This is a genomic window from Armatimonadota bacterium (genome assembly GCA_031081585.1).
GTDB classification, from domain to species: Bacteria; Sysuimicrobiota; Sysuimicrobiia; order Sysuimicrobiales; family Humicultoraceae; genus Geohabitans; species Geohabitans tengchongensis.
In genome coordinates this window covers 24,090-40,885 of the sequence record JAVHLY010000018.1, presented here as the reverse complement: position 1 = coordinate 40,885, position 16,796 = coordinate 24,090, and the positions used below count along the sequence as shown (strand labels likewise).

At 70.2% G+C, this 16,796-nt stretch carries 15 protein-coding genes and 1 tRNA gene; 6 read left to right on the top strand and 10 right to left on the bottom strand.

What is annotated here, in order from left to right; genetic code table 11:
- Nucleotides 1-36: 36 nt before the first annotated feature.
- The 5 genes from RB146_08705 to RB146_08685 form a co-directional block, all read right to left on the bottom strand.
- Entirely contained in the window at nt 37-792 is a 756-nt protein-coding gene (locus tag RB146_08705; GenBank protein MDQ7829061.1) for a hypothetical protein, read from the bottom strand.
- A 166-nt stretch (nt 793-958) separates the two neighbouring features.
- Nucleotides 959-2,320, bottom strand: coding sequence for a hypothetical protein (locus RB146_08700; protein ID MDQ7829060.1), 1,362 nt, complete (start codon nt 2,318-2,320; stop codon nt 959-961).
- Between the two features lie 103 nt (nt 2,321-2,423).
- On the bottom strand, nt 2,424-3,602 hold the full coding sequence (locus RB146_08695; protein MDQ7829059.1) for a hypothetical protein: 1,179 nt from the start codon (nt 3,600-3,602) through the stop codon (nt 2,424-2,426).
- Between the two features lie 79 nt (nt 3,603-3,681).
- Nucleotides 3,682-4,401, bottom strand: a complete 720-nt coding sequence (locus RB146_08690; GenBank protein MDQ7829058.1) for a hypothetical protein — start codon at nt 4,399-4,401, stop codon at nt 3,682-3,684.
- On the bottom strand, nt 4,373-4,819 hold the full coding sequence (locus RB146_08685; GenBank protein ID MDQ7829057.1) for a helix-turn-helix transcriptional regulator: 447 nt from the start codon (nt 4,817-4,819) through the stop codon (nt 4,373-4,375). The genes RB146_08690 and RB146_08685 overlap by 29 nt, the downstream gene beginning before the upstream one ends.
- A 175-nt stretch (nt 4,820-4,994) precedes the next feature.
- Between RB146_08685 and RB146_08680 the strand changes: the two genes are divergently transcribed.
- A complete protein-coding gene (locus RB146_08680; protein MDQ7829056.1) occupies nt 4,995-5,447 on the top strand; it encodes a recombinase family protein in 453 nt (150 codons plus the stop codon).
- Here RB146_08680 and RB146_08675 read toward each other — a convergent pair.
- Both RB146_08675 and RB146_08670 read right to left on the bottom strand, forming a co-directional pair.
- Nucleotides 5,422-6,873, bottom strand: coding sequence for a hypothetical protein (locus RB146_08675; GenBank protein MDQ7829055.1), 1,452 nt, complete (start codon nt 6,871-6,873; stop codon nt 5,422-5,424). The two genes, RB146_08680 and RB146_08675, sit on opposite strands and share 26 nt — an antisense overlap.
- Nucleotides 6,874-6,939: 66 nt before the next feature.
- Nucleotides 6,940-7,015 (bottom strand) — tRNA-Asn (locus tag RB146_08670).
- A 180-nt stretch (nt 7,016-7,195) separates the two neighbouring features.
- On the opposite strand from RB146_08670, the gene RB146_08665 reads away from it, so the two are divergent.
- Entirely contained in the window at nt 7,196-8,305 is a 1,110-nt protein-coding gene (locus RB146_08665; protein ID MDQ7829054.1) for an AI-2E family transporter, read from the top strand.
- Nucleotides 8,306-8,323: 18 nt separating this feature from the next.
- Here the strand turns inward: RB146_08665 and RB146_08660 are convergent, their stop codons facing one another.
- From RB146_08660 to RB146_08650, 3 genes are all read right to left on the bottom strand, one after another.
- A complete protein-coding gene (locus RB146_08660) occupies nt 8,324-8,707 on the bottom strand; it encodes an STAS domain-containing protein (GenBank protein MDQ7829053.1) in 384 nt (127 codons plus the stop codon).
- A 106-nt stretch (nt 8,708-8,813) separates the two neighbouring features.
- Nucleotides 8,814-10,268 (bottom strand): M3 family metallopeptidase, encoded by a 1,455-nt coding sequence (locus RB146_08655; protein MDQ7829052.1) that lies wholly within the window; start codon nt 10,266-10,268, stop codon nt 8,814-8,816.
- Entirely contained in the window at nt 10,265-11,065 is an 801-nt protein-coding gene (locus RB146_08650; protein MDQ7829051.1) for a hypothetical protein, read from the bottom strand. The genes RB146_08655 and RB146_08650 overlap by 4 nt, the downstream gene beginning before the upstream one ends.
- Before the next feature lie 485 nt (nt 11,066-11,550).
- Between RB146_08650 and RB146_08645 the strand changes: the two genes are divergently transcribed.
- From RB146_08645 to RB146_08630, 4 genes are all read left to right on the top strand, one after another.
- A complete protein-coding gene (locus RB146_08645; protein ID MDQ7829050.1) occupies nt 11,551-11,925 on the top strand; it encodes an STAS domain-containing protein in 375 nt (124 codons plus the stop codon).
- Nucleotides 11,898-14,945, top strand: coding sequence for a SpoIIE family protein phosphatase (locus RB146_08640; protein MDQ7829049.1), 3,048 nt, complete (start codon nt 11,898-11,900; stop codon nt 14,943-14,945). The genes RB146_08645 and RB146_08640 overlap by 28 nt, the downstream gene beginning before the upstream one ends.
- Nucleotides 14,942-15,916 carry a quinone oxidoreductase gene (locus tag RB146_08635; GenBank protein MDQ7829048.1) on the top strand — a complete coding sequence of 325 codons (975 nt, stop codon included), beginning with the start codon at nt 14,942-14,944 and terminating at the stop codon, nt 15,914-15,916. Before RB146_08640 ends, RB146_08635 begins: the two co-directional genes overlap by 4 nt.
- A gap of 233 nt (nt 15,917-16,149) precedes the next feature.
- Nucleotides 16,150-16,796 (top strand): adenylate/guanylate cyclase domain-containing protein (locus tag RB146_08630; protein MDQ7829047.1); only part of this gene is annotated, 647 nt, incomplete at its 3' end.

Here is a 16,796-nt window from a genome sequence, read left to right as displayed (position 1 = left end):
AGGAGGCCCTCGCGCGGGGACATGGCGTCGCCGGCATCACCGCTTCTCCTCCTCGAAGCGGCGGATGACGGCCTCGGCGCGCTGGCGGCGCTTCTTGGCGACTTGGTAGTCAAGACCGGCCCCGCGCGCGTAGTCCGCGATGGACTGGCCGTAGACGCGGGTGCCGACGAGGAGCAGGAAGTCCGCCTCGGTGATGCGGCCCGCGTCCAGGTGCTCGCGCAGCCGGTTGATCTCAATCTCCTGCGCCTCGCGGAGCTCGATGCCAGCGACGTCGATGCCCTCCGTCCCGCCGGCGAGCGCCTCGATCTCCTCGGGATCGGCCGTGAACTCGCGCTTCGTCCGGTTCCATGCGCGCCGGTACTCGTCGTGGAGATGGTGGACGGTGTCGTTGAAGACTTTCTGCACCAGCCGGTCGGGCCGGCGCTTCACGTCGATCCGGCAGAGGACCTGGAGGAAGGTCCACGTGATGTTCTGCCAACGCTCCTCGGGGTCAGCGTCCCAGCCGCGCTTCTGGAAGTGGATGGACTCGAGGCCCGGCCAGAAGATGGCGAGGAGCACGGCGCGCCAGCGCGGGTCCTCGTCCTCGGCGTGGGCCTCGAAGATGGGGCGGAGGACCTCGTCCTTGCGCGGATCGGTGGACGTGCCGTCCCGCATGAAGGCGATCACATCCGCCCACGTGCGGAAGCCGCGGAAGAAGAGGTGCTCCCTCTGGAGTTTCCGAAGGAGCGCCTGGTAGGAGCTGGCCTGAAGGTCCTGTTCGAGCCGTTCACGGTCTTCATCTCTCGGGCGCATGAAGCGCCCGGGTCAGAAATCACCGTGAGGGCTGTTGAGGCGGACCCCGGCCCGCGGGGCGTGGCCGTATCCGCCTGAATCCTATGGAGTTACGAGACCGCCTTCAGGCTGGAGGAAGGTGTGAAAGAGGAAGGATGTGGCCGGTCAGAAATGACCGGAAACGCGCCTATTCAGCGGAGGCTTGGAAGCGCGCGATCCACTTCTTGCTGCTGGGGGCGAAGTCAAAGGGCGAGCCCTCGATCCCCGCCATCAGCTTTGAGAGGACCCCACAGAGGTCCTCCATTGCTTTGTCATCCGCGCGGCGACTTGCGGTTCCGTTGCCGCGAAGAACCTCGATCAGCGCTGCGCCCCTGGCGTCCGGTCGCCCGTTCTCGTCGGCCAAGCCCAGCATCCGCAGGTCGTACTCGCGCTCCCGCTCGGCCTCTCGTTCGGCCGCGTTCCACTCGTGTACGTCACCACCGGCTTCCTCGACGTAGGATGACGCCGCGAATCGCTCGGTCGTGGGAACGGCGATGCGGATCTTCTCGTCCCGGGTCAACGTGATGTTCACATTCGGCCACTGCGTTCCGCCGGGCACGGGGAACGTCACACCCTCTCGAGTGGCGATCTTGAAGGCCATTCTGTAGCAGCCGTCGTCCTTCACGTGCGGGACGGGGTCGCCGTCAATCCCGGGGATCAGGGCGCGGATGCGTTGCCGGAGGACGCTCACATACTGCTTCAGGTTGGTGCGCGTGTTGTGGTCCAGGTTCGCTCCGTCGAACGGGATCTTGCCTCCGCGCATGGCGAAGACCTTGAGGAGGGCCCAGATGGCGTCTTGCACGCCGCGCTTCCGCTTCTCTTCGAAACCGGCCGTCTGAAACGAGAAGTCCCGGCTCCGGCGCTTGGCCTCGATGGAGATCGTGGAGTCCGTCACCCAGACCATGACCTCGTCCCACCGCGTCCCTGGCGGTGTCGGGAACGTCTTCTGCGCCTTGATCGGTGCCTTGCGCCGGTCGCCGGTGAGGAGACCCTCGAGGTGATCTCGATCAAACGTGAGGCGCGCGTCCTCTAGGCGGGCGACGAGTTTGAGCGGCACCACGTCCGGTGGATCGCCGGTCCAGGCGTCCTGCGGCGGGATTTCACCAGGAACCAGAACGAGCGCGCCCCTGGAAGCGTTCAGTCGCTCGCACGCGCCGAAGACGCCGGGCGCATCGATCCATGTGGACCCCCGGGCGAGGAAGACATCGCGCGACCTGCCCCCGATGGTCGTCTTGCCGAGAGACCATAGACGTCCAGGCGCGACTTCTTCGACCAGCCCGGCGAGGTCCAGGCCTTTCGCCGTCGCCCCCGCGAGCCCATCGAAGTCGACAACCCATTGCTTCAATCTCTCCAGAGGGACGGTGACCCGACCGGCTTCGGGGCAGTGGATGTGAGCGCGGATCGGCGAGCCCGGAGGGCTCTCGACCAGTACGACTTCCTCGACGTGTCCCTCGTGGCAAGCGTCGCAGATCACGGTAGTGGTGTTGTCGCCTCGGCGGATGATCCCCACCCCGCGGAGAATGGCCTCCTGCCCCTCGGGCCACGCCGAAACCTCGTCGAACGAGAAACGCGCTTCGTTCGTGTCCGTGCGGGTCCAGACTTCCGCCAAAGGATCAGGAGCGCTCAATCTTCCACTCCTTGAGGCACTTCTTCGCCACGAGCTCCTCGGGCGAGTCTTTCAGGTTACAGGAGTTGGGATACGACACGCGGAACGTCAACGTCTTCGTGGGCCGCCCGTCCCCATCCGCGTTCTCGAAGACCATCCGGATGGCCGCCGAACTCACGTTGACCATGGCCATCGGCAAGCGGCGCTGGTCCAGCGCGGTCTGGATGAGGTCGTAAATGCCGTCCTTCCCCTCCTTGGGATCGTCCTCGAAGGTGATCCGCTTCTTCGGCTTGCCCACGAGGGAGAGCTTGAGGGCGGTCACCTTGACTTCCTTCACGCGGTCGGCCGGGTCCGTGGGGAAGGAGAAGTCGCGGCGCTTGAGACCGCTGAGGTCGTACGGCGTGGAGTTCTTCGTCTCCTCGCCGAGTTCCTCGTGGAGGATGACGCGCCCGAAGAGCTCCTGCAGGTCGCGCACGATCTTCTTGTCGCCCTGGACGTAGAGCTCCAGCGCCCCGTCCTGGGGATCGTAGATGTAGACGACCTCGAACGCCGGGTTCCAGGGCCGCCGCTCGAACTTGTCGTTGTCGTCGTACCCGACGAAGGTGTCCGAGTAGTCCTTGGGGTAGACGAAGATGTAGTGGTAGCGGCCGACGCGCAGGTACGCCTCCGCGCGGCACGGACTGCCGCGCCCCTGGTTTTCCCAGTAATAGGCGGAGATGGCGTTGCCCAGCTCCTCCAGCGCCTTCGGAGAGACGTCCGGCTTCTTCTTCGGGATGTCCTTGCGCTTGCGCCAGAACCTGCCGTTGAGGTGATCCGCGCGATGCAGCCTCTCGGCGACCTCGAACACGTTGTTGTGGTTCATGAAGGTCCACAGCGCCTTGTTCAGGTGCCCGTCCAGCGCGTCCAGGTTCGGCGTGAGGTCGAGCTGGTGGAACTGCCCCTCCTCGATGATCGCGCGCGTGCCATCGGACGATCCCATCGCGTGGACGCGGCGGAAGTCGCTCTCGACCTCCTTCCGTTTGAGCTCGGGCAAGGCGTGCCACGCCTCGTGCACGGGCTCGATCTCGGCCTCCTTCAGCTTGTCCCACTCGACGTTGCCCAGCTCGCCCCTCCGGGTGAAGTACTCCCGCAGCAGAGCGATCTGGACCTGCCGCAGAAACTGCCTCGGTGCGTAGTCGTTCGCCATCACATCACCTCCTTTGCGCGGGAGCATTCCCACGACTTGTTCGCGTTGACTTCCAACCCAACATCCTTCGCAAAAAAAATCAGAAGCCCAGCATCATCTGCCCCGAAGCAGCGTCCTTCGACTCGTAGAGCTTCCCGTGCTCGTCCACGTACAGGAGACCGAGCTGCTCAAGCCGAACGCGGAGTGCGGAAATCGTGACCTCGTATTTTTCCGCCAGCCGGTACAGGTTCGGCCACTGGGTGCGGTCGATCTTCACCGCGTCCTCCCGGATCATGTCCGCCGGCATCGAAAGGGCCGCCGCGTAGCGGTTGACGGCTCTCGCCTCATCGGGCTCGTCGGCGCGGGACTGGATCTTCCGCAGGAGCTCACGGCCTTCGAGGTCTCTGTGGAGCGCCTTGATGATGGCGACCTCGCCCGCCGGAGAGCTTCGGTAGGCGAAGGGCCCGTCGCCTTCCACGTCGAACAACGTGGGGTGGTCCAACGAGCCCTTGTCGATGAACAGGTCCCAGTGGCCCATCTCGTGGCCCTTCGTCGAGCGCTCTACCCCGGGCTTCCCCGTGAAGAAGCCCTTGCGGTTCTCGTTGAGGACGATCAAGCGTTTCTTGGCGACGAGCCCGCCGAGGATCTGCTCGCCGGGCAGCTCGTCGATGGGCTCCCATAAGAAGTCCAGACCGAGCACTTTCTCGGCGATGAGATCGATGGGGATCGGGGGTGACAGCGGTTGGCCGAGCTGTTGTTCGAGCTCGGCGAGCCGCGACGCCGCGATCTCTTCAATCTCCTGATTTCGGAGGATTCTCACGGGCCTTCGTCCTGCGTTTCAGTTCCTGCGAAAGTTTCTTCCAATCCTCTTCTGTCAAGTCTGCGTCGAAGGCCGAACGGAAGAATGTGCGTGCCGACTCGCTCTCCTTCAGGGTCTTCCCTAGGTTCGGCGGCGTCTTTCCCGCCAGGGTGATCAGCTCGTTCGCGTCCGCCTCGAGCACCTCGGCCAGCTGGATGATCGCCGCAACGGATGGGGGCGGCGTCTTGTCGTTCTCGATCTTGCTCAGGTAGGTGAAGTCGAAGCCCCGGCGGTCCTCCGCCTTCAGGCGCGCGGATACTTTCGCGGCCAAGTCGCGCTGGGTGAGGTTCTTGGCCTTCCGCAGTTCCCGGAGCCTCTGCCCGAATGTGGTCTGCTGGGACATGGGGAGGAGCGTAGCAAAGTTGTAGTTGAAAGTCAACCCAAATCGCGCTTTCTGACCGTCCCCCCGCGCCAGCCGTAGCGGCCTTTCCCCATAGAGGAGCCGGCCGTAAGGCCCTGGAAACATTGGGGATTGCCTTGCTTCGGGGTGCAACCCGAGGTAGGGGTGTCAGGTGGGAGACGCGCGTAACATGAGTAATGCCAATAGGTTACGGATGAGGCCGACGCCAAGGCCGCAGGCCAGGACGGAGGCGATCTACGCCCGGACGGCCGCCGATGACGCCACCGGGACCGCCTGCGAGGCCCAGGTCCGAGAGGCCCTCGGCCTCGTGGAGGATGCCGGGAACGTGGCCGTCTACGCCGATCCCGGGAAGTCCGGCCTCGACGCCGACCGGCCCGCGCTCCGCCGCCTCTTGGCCGATGCCCGCCGAGGCGGACTGCGCCGCGTGGTCGTCCGCGACATCGCCCGCCTGGCCCGGAGCGCGACGCTCCTGGAGACCATCCTGGGCGCGCTCCGCGCCGTCGGCGTGGAACTGCTGACTGTGGAAGGAGCGGAACGCGTCGTGCCCTACGGCTACCGGCTGGACCCGGCAAAGGGCCTCGCCGTCCACGAGCAGGAGGCCATCATCGTCAGGAAGATGTTCAAAGGGGCGGCCCGCCATGCGTGACGAGAAGCGCGAGCCCCCGCGGATCGCGTTCTACACCCGCATCTCGACCGACGAGGACCACCAGAAGTACTCGCTCGGCGCGCAGAAGGAGCGGCTCGAGGCCTTCTGCAAGGCGCAGTGGGACGACGAGTGGCAGCTCCACAAGGTCTACCGCGACACCGAGTCCGGCACCCACATGAACCGGCCCGGACTCGAGGAGATGCTCTACGACGCCGAGGCGCGGGCCTTCAACACGCTCCTCGTCTTCCGGGTCGACCGGCTCTCCCGCAAGGTCCGCGAGCTCGCCCAGATGGTGGACGAGCTCACGAAGAACGGCGTCACCTTCAAGAGCATCACCGAGCCCTTCGACACGTCGAACGCCGCCGGGAAGATGATGCTCCAGATGCTCGGCGTCTTCGCGGAGTTCGAGCACGCGACCATCGTCGAGCGCACGAAGGTCGGGATGGAGAAGAAGGCGAAGGGCGGGAACTTCGTGGGCGGCAACGTGCCCTACGGCTACCAGCTCGACCCGGAGAAGAAGGGCTTGGTCGTCCACGAGGAGGAGGCCCTTATCGTCCGCAAGATGTTCAAGATGTACGCCCTGGGGAAGGAGGGCGCGTCGGCGATCTGCAACGAGCTCAACGAGGCCGGACACCGGAACCGCAACGGCCGGAAGTGGGGCCGGCGCGTCGTCCTCTACATGCTCAAGAACCCGGTCTACGTGGGGAAGATCCGCTGGCGCGAGGTCCTCTACGAGGGGCAGCACGACCCGCTCGTGTCGGAGGTACTCTTCCAGAAGGCGAACGAGGTGCTCCAGGAGCGGCACGAGGACCTCAAGGGCCGCCAATGGCACAACGGCGACGAGCGGCTCCTCACGGGCATCATCAAGTGCGCCCGCTGCAAGAGCCACATGTTCGGCGGCGGGGGCTACAAGAAGGGCGTCCACGTCCCGTACTACGTCTGCTCGAAGCGCTTCAACGACCACGACTGCGAGCAGGAGTACGTGCGGGCCGAGCTCCTGGAGGCGGCGGTCACCGAGGACATCAAGGCGATGTTCCGCGACGAGCAGTTCATGGCACGCGTCTGGGCGGAGGCGAACAAGCGGCTCGGGACCGAGAAGCCGATCCTGGAGAAGGAGATCGGGAAGGTCGAGGCGCAGGCCGCCAAGACACAGGCGGCGATGGACCGCTACTTCGAGGCCTTCGAGGCGGGGACCTTGACGCCCGAACTCTGCAACGAGAAGGTCCGCGACCTCCGCGCCCGCCTGGAGGAGCTGGAGGGCGAGAAGCGCGACCTCGAGGCGCGGCGGGAAAGGCTGGAGCTGCCGGCCGTCGACCGGGAGATGCTGGTCGCCCTCGTCGAGAACTTCGAGCGGGTCATGGCCGAGGGGCCGGCCCCTCAAAAGAAGTACCTCCTCCACCGGCTGGTGAAGAAGGTGCTGGTCCATGATCGTCGAACCGTGGAGGTCTGGTACGGGTTACCCAACCCCCAGCGGTTCGAAGACTGGAACAAATGGCTCCGCGGGCAGGACTCGAACCTGCAACCCTCCGGTTAACAGCCGGACGCTCTACCAGTTGAGCTACCGCGGAACGCGCTTGCCGTCGACTGACCCTGCCTCATCGTAGCCGTCCGCCCAGAGGGATGTCAACGCGACGGTCGGGCACCACACCCCGCGCCGTCCTCGGCCCCGGCGTGCTCCGGCGCCGCGCGGTGCGCCGGCGGCCTTCCGTCCAGGAACCCCTTCCTCCCGGGCCGAACCCCTAGGAGCGATGCGCCCGCGTGACGTCGTCCTCACCACGGCCCTGGTCGTGGTGACCTCCCTGGTCCTCATCGGCCTGGCCCGGCTGCTCCTCCTCCTCACCGACATCCTGGTCCTCATCCTCATCTCCGCCATCCTCGCTACCGGGTTCAGCCCCATGGTCACCGCCATCGAGCGGCAGCGCCTGCGGGTGGGGCGCCGCGACCTGCGCCTCTCGCAGCCCGTGGCCATCCTCGTCCTCTACGCCGCCCTCTTCCTGGTGATCGGCACCCTGGGGAGCATCATCCTCACCCCGCTGGTGGCGGAGGCCACCGCCTTCCTGCAGCAGCTCCCCGACATCCTGAACAACCTCGGCCGGACCCTCGACCGCTTCACGGCCCGCTACCCCTGGCTGCCGAACCTCTCCGGCTACCTGACCGGCCTGCCCGAGCGCCTGGCCGGCCTGAGCCGCCACCTGGGGACCGCCGCCGGAGTGGTCTTCCGCGTCTTCGGTGGCCTGGCCGCGCTCGTCACCGTCCTCTTCATGACCTTCTACATGCTGCTGGAGGCCCGCGCCATCAAGGAGCAGTTCCTCACCCTCTTCCCGGCGGAGCAGCGGGAGCGCGTGGAGGCGGTCCTGCTCGCCATCGGGCAGAAGTTCGGCGGGTGGCTGCGCGGGCAGGTCATCCTGATGACCATCATCGGCGTGGCCGCCGGCGTGGGGACGGCGCTCCTCGGCATCCGCTTCGCCCTGCTCCTCGGCCTCATCGCCGGCCTGACGGAGGTGATCCCCATCATCGGCCCCATCCTGGGGGCAGTCCCGGCGGTGCTGGTCGCCCTCTTCCAGGGCCCGTGGGTGAAGGTGGTGCTGGTGATCGCCCTCTACACCGTCATTCAGCAGGTCGAGGGCAACCTAGTCGTGCCGCGGGTGATGCGGGCGGCGGTGGGGCTCTCGCCGCTGCTGACGATCATCGCCCTGATCGTGGGGGCGCGCCTGCTGGGGATCATGGGGGCGCTCCTCTCGGTGCCGGTGGCGGCGGCCCTGCAGGTCATCGTGGGCGAGATCCTGAACGCGGTACGGCGGGACGTCCGCCGGGCCGACCGGGCCCGCGCCGGTGGGGGAGGCGGAGCAGAGGGGTAGGCGGGCGGTCCCCGAGGGTCAGGAACTCGAGGCGGTCTGGGAGGCGGAGGGGGCGGTGCGGCGCCACTCTTGGGCCATCCGGATGCCCTCCTCCACCGTCGGAGCCAGCACCAGCCAGGGGCGCAGGCGGCCGAAGCCGGCGATCTCGAAGATCTCGCCCACGTGCGAGGTGGCTCCGGCGATCACCACCAGCCCCTGACGGTTGCGCACGTGCTTGAGGATCTCCATGATCGCCGCGATGCCGCCCGTGTCGATGTACTCGATGCCCGAGGCGTCGATGACCAGCGGCCCGTTCAGGCAGCGGTAGAGGTCCTCGAAGAGGCGCCGTCCCTCCAGGTGATCGACCTCCCCCTGGATGGTGAAGAGGGTGCCCCAGGGATGGGACTCGGCAGCGGTACGCATCTCTAACAACTTCCTACCCGGGGAAACGGTTCCTAAACATTCTACGGCAGCGCCCGGGACGGGGAGGAGGCCCGCGGTGACCGTCCGGCCGGCCCGCCGCGGCGCGTCACGCCGCCAGTTCCAGCGACCGCAGGTACGGGGTGGGGTCGAGGCGGGAGAACGCGTCCAGCCGCACCGCCCGGCCGGGGCCCATCAGCGCCTCACGCAGGAACGCGCCGGCTGCGGCCTCGCGCCACCAGGTCGGCCCGAAGCGCGCCACGAGCTCCGCCCACAGCTCCTCGGTGCGCACGCGGGCGATCAGGTAGGAGGGGGCGTAGACGTCGTAGAGGGCCACGACGTGGTGGGTCTGCCAGTAGCGCCCGGGCATGGGCAGGCCGACCAGCTCGCGGTACAGCGCGGCGTAGAGGGCGTCGGCGCCGTCCATGTCGGGCTGCTCCGTCCAGTAGCGCAGCTTGAAGAGGGCGTTGGCGCCGTAGAAGGTCAGGAAATAGAGCTGCAGGAACCGCTCGCGGCGGGCCAGGTCGTCCGCCACGGCAGGGGGCAGGTCCGCCTCTTCCACCAGGAAGCGTGGGTGGACCGCCAGCGTCTCCAGGAGCGTGCTGAAGAGCTCCGCCACGCCGGCGGGGATGAGGTAGCGGTCGGTGTAGCTGCGCGCCGGATCGACGGAGGCGAAGTGCAGCGCGTGGCCCATCTCGTGGGCGTAGCCCGTGTAGTCGCTGGTCGGGCTGGTGCGCTGGTAGAGGACGTAGACCTCGTGGGGGATGTGCACTCCGAAGCAGACCGGGGAGGCGTGCTTGCCGGGGCGCGGCTCGGCGTCCACGGTGATGCGCGCCAGGTCGAAGCCCAGGCGCCGGCAGACCTCCCCGACCAGCGCCGGGACGTCGAGCGCGGCCACGGCGGGGTCCACGGGCGCGTAGATGACGTGCCCGAAGACGTAGAAGTCGTCGTAGTACTCCGCCGGGCCCCCCAGCAGCTCCGCGGCGAAGGCGTCGAGCTCGGCGCGGAAGGCCGGGTAGGCGGCGCGGGCGGTGCGCTCGACCAGCCCGCGCAGGGTGGCCGCGTCCACGCCCTCCTCCTCCAGGTAGACGTCCAGCGGCGTCAGCCCCAGCGGCGCGAAGACGCGTCGGCTCAGCGCCATGCGCTCCGCCAGGAGCGGGGTGAGGACCCGGGCCTGCTCCAGCAGGCCGTCGAAGACGCGGCGCCGGCGGGCCCGGTCGCGGGCGTGGCGGTGGTTGAAGCGCCGCCAGGTGCTGAGGGTGACGACCTCGTCCCCCTCCGCCACCTGCACCGCCTCGCTGCGCAGCCGGTAGATCTCGTTGTCCAGCCGGGTATAGGTGGAGGCGGCCGCGGCGCGCAGGGCGGCGAAGTGGAGCGGGCGGGGGAAGGCCTCGGGGGGAAGCGCGGCCAGGGCGTCGCGGGCGAGGGCCTCGATCTGGCGGCTCAGCGCCTCCATGCGGGCTTCGTCGTAGGGCCACCCCGCGTACTGCCGGCAGGTCTCGCGGTTGAGCTCGACCTCCAGACCCTCCAGCCGGGTCTGGAACTCCTCGATGGTCAAGCTCACTGGTCTTCGTCGTCGTGCGCGTCGATGTAGGAGAGGGCCTGGGAGAGGGCGGCGGTGAGGAAGGCGGTGGCCTCGTGCTCGCAGAGGTCGCTGAAGCCGCGCCGCTCCAGGAAGCCGCGCAGCGCCGGGATGAGCCGGGCGAGCCGGCGGGACATGTGGGAGAAGAGGTCCCAGTAGGCCTCCTCGGCCGCAGGGTCTCCCATGCTGGTACGCCCGCTGAGCGCCTGGTAGCGGGCGTGCAGGTCGCGGTAGAGGGCGTCCTGCTCGTGCTCCTCCCGCAGGCGCTCCAGCGCGGAGGAGACCTCGACGTCGTCGAGCGCCTCCTGGGCCAGGAAGGACATGTCCAGGAGCAGCTCGCTGAGCTCCTCCGGCGGGTGGCCCAGGTAGAGGTCCTCCTGGTGGTTCTCGGCGCCGATGAGGCGGCGCAGTTCCCGCGTCAGCTCGTCGTCGGCCTTGGGGAGCGGCGGCGGGCCGTCGCCCGTGGGCTCATAGACCGCGATGTGCGCCAGCACCTCCTCCCCGAAGCGCCGGGAGAGGTAGGCCCGCATCTCCTCGCTGCTGATGGGCTTCAGGTGGGCCAGGATCAGGTTCTTGCCGGTGAAGGCCCGGTACCGCCACCCCTCGGCCGCGAGGGTCTCCACCACCTCGGCGGCCTTCTCCAGCCAGGAGCCCGGACGCCGGGCCTCGCGGCGGAGGATGGACGACAGGGTCTTGAGGGACCGCCCGCGAAACGGCAGCTTCCGCGGCCGGTCGAACAGACGGATCTCGATTTCGGTCAAGGTCCGGGCACGCGCCATCCCCAGTGAGGTCAGTATAGCATGCTCCCCTCCCGCCCCCTGGAGGACCGCACCGCCCACTGACCGTGCGCCGCCCCGGATGCGGAAGATGTCCCGACGGGCAGGGGGCGTGCGCCTCTCGCACCTTGAGAAGCCGGGCACGGTAGTCCATCATGGTGGAGAGTCGCCGGAGGAAAGTCGGACGCGGACGTGTCTGTGGCGCGGGCGGGAGTGATCGCCGCCCCGGCCGGAGGCGCGGGGCGGCGTCCGAGAGGGGGAGGAAGACGGCGGGGGAGAGGCGGCCAGCCCTCGGCAGCAGGTCACTTCACGTGGGAGGCGGCCGCGCCGATCGGACCGGTTCCAGGTCGAGGAGGCCCGTCGCCCCCGCCACCTGCCTCCTGCCCACTTCGTCGCCGGTTTAGACGTAGTGCGGGGGGAGGTTGGGGGGACTCGGCGGTCGGGTCCGGAGAGGGACGCGGAAGGCTGACGGAGGCTGAAGGGGGAGTGTGCCGGTGGACATCCAGGTGCAGGTCCGCAAGGTGGACGGCGTGCCACTCCTCGACGTGGCGGGCGAGCTCGACCTCTACACCTCGCCCAAGCTCAAGGCGGCGCTCGACGGCCTGCTGGCCGAGGGGCACACGCGACTCATCGTCAACCTGCTGGAGACCACCTACCTGGACAGCACCGCGCTCTCCGTCCTCACCGCGACCCTGAAGCAGGTGCGGGAGGCCGGAGGGAACCTCGGCCTGATCTACACCCAGCCCCAGATCGAGCGCATGTTCACGATCACCGGATTGGACGAGGTCTTCCCCATCTTCCGGGGCGAGGCCGACGCGGTGAACGCCGCTCGCGCATGGGGCGCGGACGCCGCCGGGCGCTAACGGCGGGCGCGGCGGCGCTCCTGCCCGTCCTGCGCGCCCTGCTGGGCATCGCCGCGGGCGGCTTGCTGGCGGCGCTGTGCACGCTCGTCATCGGGCTGCTCCAGCTCGGCTACCGCCGCGAGTTCCTCTTGCTCTACGTCCCCGGCGTCCTGGTGGTGGCGCACCTGACGGGGCTGATGCCGGGGGTGGTCGCCGCCCTGGGCAGTGCGCTGCTGGCCCTCGCCTTCCTGGAGGCGCCGGCCGGGCAGGTGGTGGCGAAGCTGCGGGCCGACCTGCTGCCGCAGACGCTCTACGTCCTCACCCTCCTGCTCGTGGCCGTGGCCGGCAGCCAGTACCGCGCCGTGCAGCACCGGCTGCACCGCGACCTCCTCCACGCCCGGCGACGGGAGCAGGACGAGGCCCTGCTGGTCGAGGTCACCGACCTGCTGATGCGCCAGCCCGAGGAGGCGGTGGCGCTGGAGGGCGTGTTGCGCCGTCTCGTCCCGGCGCTGGGCGAGACGGCCGCGGTGCTGCGGGGTGAGGGGGCCCGCCTGACGCCGGGCGCACAGATCGGGTTCGGGCTCTTCCCCCGCACGTGGCAGGCGCTCACCACGGATGCGGCGGTCGTGGAGGCGCTGACGCGGGCGGCGGGGCCGGCGGTCCTGGGCCGCGGGAGCGGGCCGGTGGGGCTGGGTGAGGCGCTGGCCATCGACCGCGCCGCGCTGCTGGTCGCGCCGATGCGCTTCGGCGACGAGGCCCTGGGCGCGCTGGTGCTGGCGGCCCGCAGCGCCCGGGCCTTCGACGGCGAGGCGGTGCGCGCCGCCGGGGCCGTCGCCGACCGCCTGGCCGCCGCCGTGCACCGCCGTCGCCTGGCCGAGCAACGGCGGCGCCGCGACCGCCACACCCAGTTCATCTCCGACCTGATGGTGGAGTTCGCCCGCCAGCAGGCGCTCCCGGCCCTCCTCGACCGCGTGGCCACCCGCTGCGCCGAGACCCTGGGCCAGTGGTGCGCCATCGGCCTGGTGCACGCCGGCCAGGAGGTCCTGCGCTTCGACACCATCTACCACCCCCAGGCCGAGCGGGGCGACGCCCTGCGGTGCGGGTTCGGGGAAGAGCGCCTGAGCGAGCACCTGCGGGCCCGCCGCATCCTGGAGCAGGGCCGGCCGGTGGTGCTGACGCGCGGCGACCTGCGCGGCGACGCGCTCCGCGCCCTGCTCGATGCGCCCGAGGGGGCCGACGACGACCCGGTGGTGATGGCGGTCCCGATCTACAGCGGCGGCCGTCCGCTCGGCCTGCTGGTGGTGGGTGGACGGGTCGGACAGCGCTGGGACGAGGAGGACCTCCGCCTCTCCTTGCTCATCGCCGACCGCGCCGGCGCGGCCATCACCAACGCCCGGCTCATCGAGGCGGAGCGGCGGGCCCGGGCGCGTGCCGAGGAGGAGGCACACCGCCTCCAGGCCCTCAACCGCATCATCGCGCTGGCCGCTGCTTCCACCGACCTCGGCCCGGTCTTCGACGAGTTCGCCGCGGCCCTGCGCGTGCTCGTCCCCTTCGTGCGGGTGACGGTCTCCCTCTACGTCCCGGAACGGGACTGGCTGCGCATGCCGTACTTCAGCGGCCCGCCGCTCACCGCCCCGCCCGAGCGCTTCGAGGGGCCGCGGGCCGGGACCGTGCGCGGCTGGGTGATCGACCACGGGCGCCCCTTCATCCGGCATGACACCTGGCGGGAGGCGGAGTTCGCCGAGGACGCGCTGCTCGCCCGGGCCGGGATCCGCGCCTACCTGGTCCTGCCGCTGGCGACCGAGGGGCGGGTGATCGGCACCCTCAACTTCGGGCACGCCGAGCCAGGCGCCTACACCGCCGAGCACGTGCGATTGGCCCAGCCGGTGGCCGACCAGCTCGCCGTCGTCCTCTCGCGCCGCCAGCTCTTCGAGGAGACGCGCCGCCTGGCCGGCCAGCTGGCGGAGACCCTGCAGCGGGCCCTGCTGCCGGCCGACCTGCCCCAGCCGCCCTTCACCGCCGTGGCGGCGGTCTACCGGCCGGCCGACCCGGAGGCGCGCATCGGCGGCGACTGGTACGATGCCTTCCTCCTTCCCGACGACCGGCTGCTGGTGGGCATCGGGGACGTGGCCGGGCACGGCCCGCCGGCGGCGGCCACCATGGGGCAGGTGCGCCACGTCGCTCGCGCCTACGCCCTGGAGGGGCGCTCCCCCGCCGAGATCCTGCGGGTGGTGAACGACCTCCTCTACCAGATCCCCGGCGGGCTGCACCTCTCCATGTGGCTGGCCCTGGTGGACATCTACCGTGGGGAGCTCGTCTACAGCGGCGGCGGTCACCCGCCGGCGGTGCTCCAGACGAACGGGGAGGCCAGGCTGCTCCACTCCTCGGGCCCGCCGCTCGGCATCTTCACGGGGCTGGCCTGCACCGAGGAGCGCGTGCCCTTCCCGCCGGGGTGCCGGCTCGTCGCCTACACCGACGGGCTGGTCGAGGCCACCCGCGACATCGTGGAAGGGGAGCGGCGGCTGCTGGAGGCGATGGCGGAGGCCCGCGCCGTCGAGCCCGGCCTGGCGGTGACCCGTCTGGTGGACCAGGTGCTGGCTGGCGGGCCGCAGCAGGACGACCTCGCCCTGCTGGTCCTGGACGCGCTCCCCCCGGAGGCGCCGCTGGTCCTCACCCTGCCGGCCGTGCCGGAGAACCTGCGGCGCATCCGCCGGGCGGTGCGCACCTTCGCCGAGCGCGTCGGCGCGCCGCACCTGGCCACGCCCATCGTCCTGGCGGTGGGCGAGGCCGTGCTCAACGTCGTGGAGCACGCCTACAGCGGGCAGCCGGGCGTGGTGACCGTGCGCGGGGAGTGGCAGGGGGAGGCGCTGACCGTGCTCGTCGCGGACCAGGGGCAGTGGCGCGCTCCCGTGGAGCGGGGACGGGGGCGCGGGGCGCTGATCATGCGCGGCCTGGCGGACGAGGTGGTGACCCGGGCCGGGCCGCGTGGCACGGTCGTGGAGCTGCGCTGGCAGGTCGGGCGACAGGAGGTGGGGACGTGAAGGCGGTGCGGGTGCACGAACCGGGGTCGGTGGAGGCGCTGCGCGTGGAGGACGTGCCGGTCCCTGAGCCGGGCGAAGGCCAGGCCCGCGTGCGCCTCGAGGCCGTCGGCGTGAACTTCCTCGACATCTACTACCGCAGCGGCGTCTACCGGGCTCAGGCGCCGTTCACCGTGGGCTCGGAAGGCGCCGGCGTGGTGGACGCGGTGGGGCCCGGCGTGGAGGAGGTGCGCGTGGGGGACCGGGTGGCCTACGCCATGACGCTGGGCGCCTATGCCGAGTACGCCGTGGTGCCGGCCTGGCGCCTCGTCCCCGTGCCGCCGGAGGTGGAGCTGCGCACCGCGGCCGCCGCCCTGCTCCAGGGCCTGACCGCCCACTACCTGACCACCAGCACCTACCCTCTGCGGGAGGGCGAAACGGCGCTGGTGCACGCCGCCGCGGGCGGCACCGGGGCGCTCCTGGTGCAGGCGGCGGTGCGGCGCGGGGCCACCGTCTTCGGGACGGTCTCCACCGAGGAGAAAGCTCAGGTGGCCCGAGAGGCGGGCGCGCACGCGGTCATCCGCTACACGGAGGAGGACTTCGTGGCGGCGGTGCGGGAGCGCACGGGCGGCGCGGGGGTGCACGTGGTCTACGACTCGGTGGGGCAGGCCACCTTCCTGCGCAGCCTCGACTGCCTGCGGCCGCGCGGTTACCTGGTCCTCTTCGGCCAGGCCAGCGGACCGGCGCCGGCCATCGACCCGCAGATCCTCAACGCCAAGGGGTCGCTCTTCCTCACCCGCCCCAGCCTGGGCCACTACATCGCCACCCGGGAGGAGCTGCTGTGGCGCAGCCGGGAGCTCTTCGAGTGGATCGTCCGGGGCGAGGTGCGGGTGCGCATCGACCGGGTCTGGCCGCTCGAGGCGGCGGCCGAGGCGCACCGCTACCTGGAAGGGCGCCAGACGAAGGGGAAGGTGCTGCTGCTGCCGCGGGGCTGACCGGCGGGGCCGAGTCGGGGGTCTGCGGACTCGGACCGGCGCACCAGGCGCCCGGGTCCGCCGTTCACCCGATCAGCACGATCAAGATGACGAGCGCGAGCAGCAGGGTCCAGCGCGCCACCTGAGCCATCTCACGCCGACCTCCCGTGCCCTGACCTCGGGGCCGTCGCCGTCGCAGGGCAGCGCAGAGGGGAGGGGAATGCCCTCCCGGCGTGTAAAGCAGGGAAACACCCATGCGCTGCCCGACCTGCGCCTTTGAGAACCCGGCAGGGATGCGATTCTGCGGGCAGTGCGGCACGCTCCTGCCTGGCGCCGAGGCCGGCGAGGAGCGCCGCCTGGTGACGGTCCTCTTCGCCGACCTGGCCGGGTTCACCGGACTGGCCGACGCCCTCGACCCCGAGGACCTGCGCGCGGTCGTCTCCCGCTTCTACGGCATGGTGGCCGCGGAGGCGAGGCGCTTCGGTGGGACGGTGGAGAAGTACGTGGGCGATGCCGCGCTGGCCATCTTCGGGCTGCCCGAGGTGCACGAGGACGATGCGCTGCGGGCGGTGCGGGCGGCCCTGGCCATGCGCGGAGCGCTGGCGCGGCTGAACGAGCAACTGGCCGCCGAGGGCGCCCCGACCCTGGCCATGCGCATCGGCATCAACACCGGCGAGGTGGTGGCCGACCCGCGCGGCGGCGGGCTCGGCGAGTTCCACCTGGCGGCGGACGCCGTGAACGTGGCGGCCCGGCTCCAGCAGTACGGCCGTCCGGGGGCCATCCTCATGGGCGCCCGTACCGAGCCGCTGGGGCCGCTGGCGTTGAAGGGCAAGGAGCGGCCGGTCCCGGCCTGGGAGGTCGTGGGGCTGCGGACGCGTCCCGGCGCGCCGGCGGGGCGGCG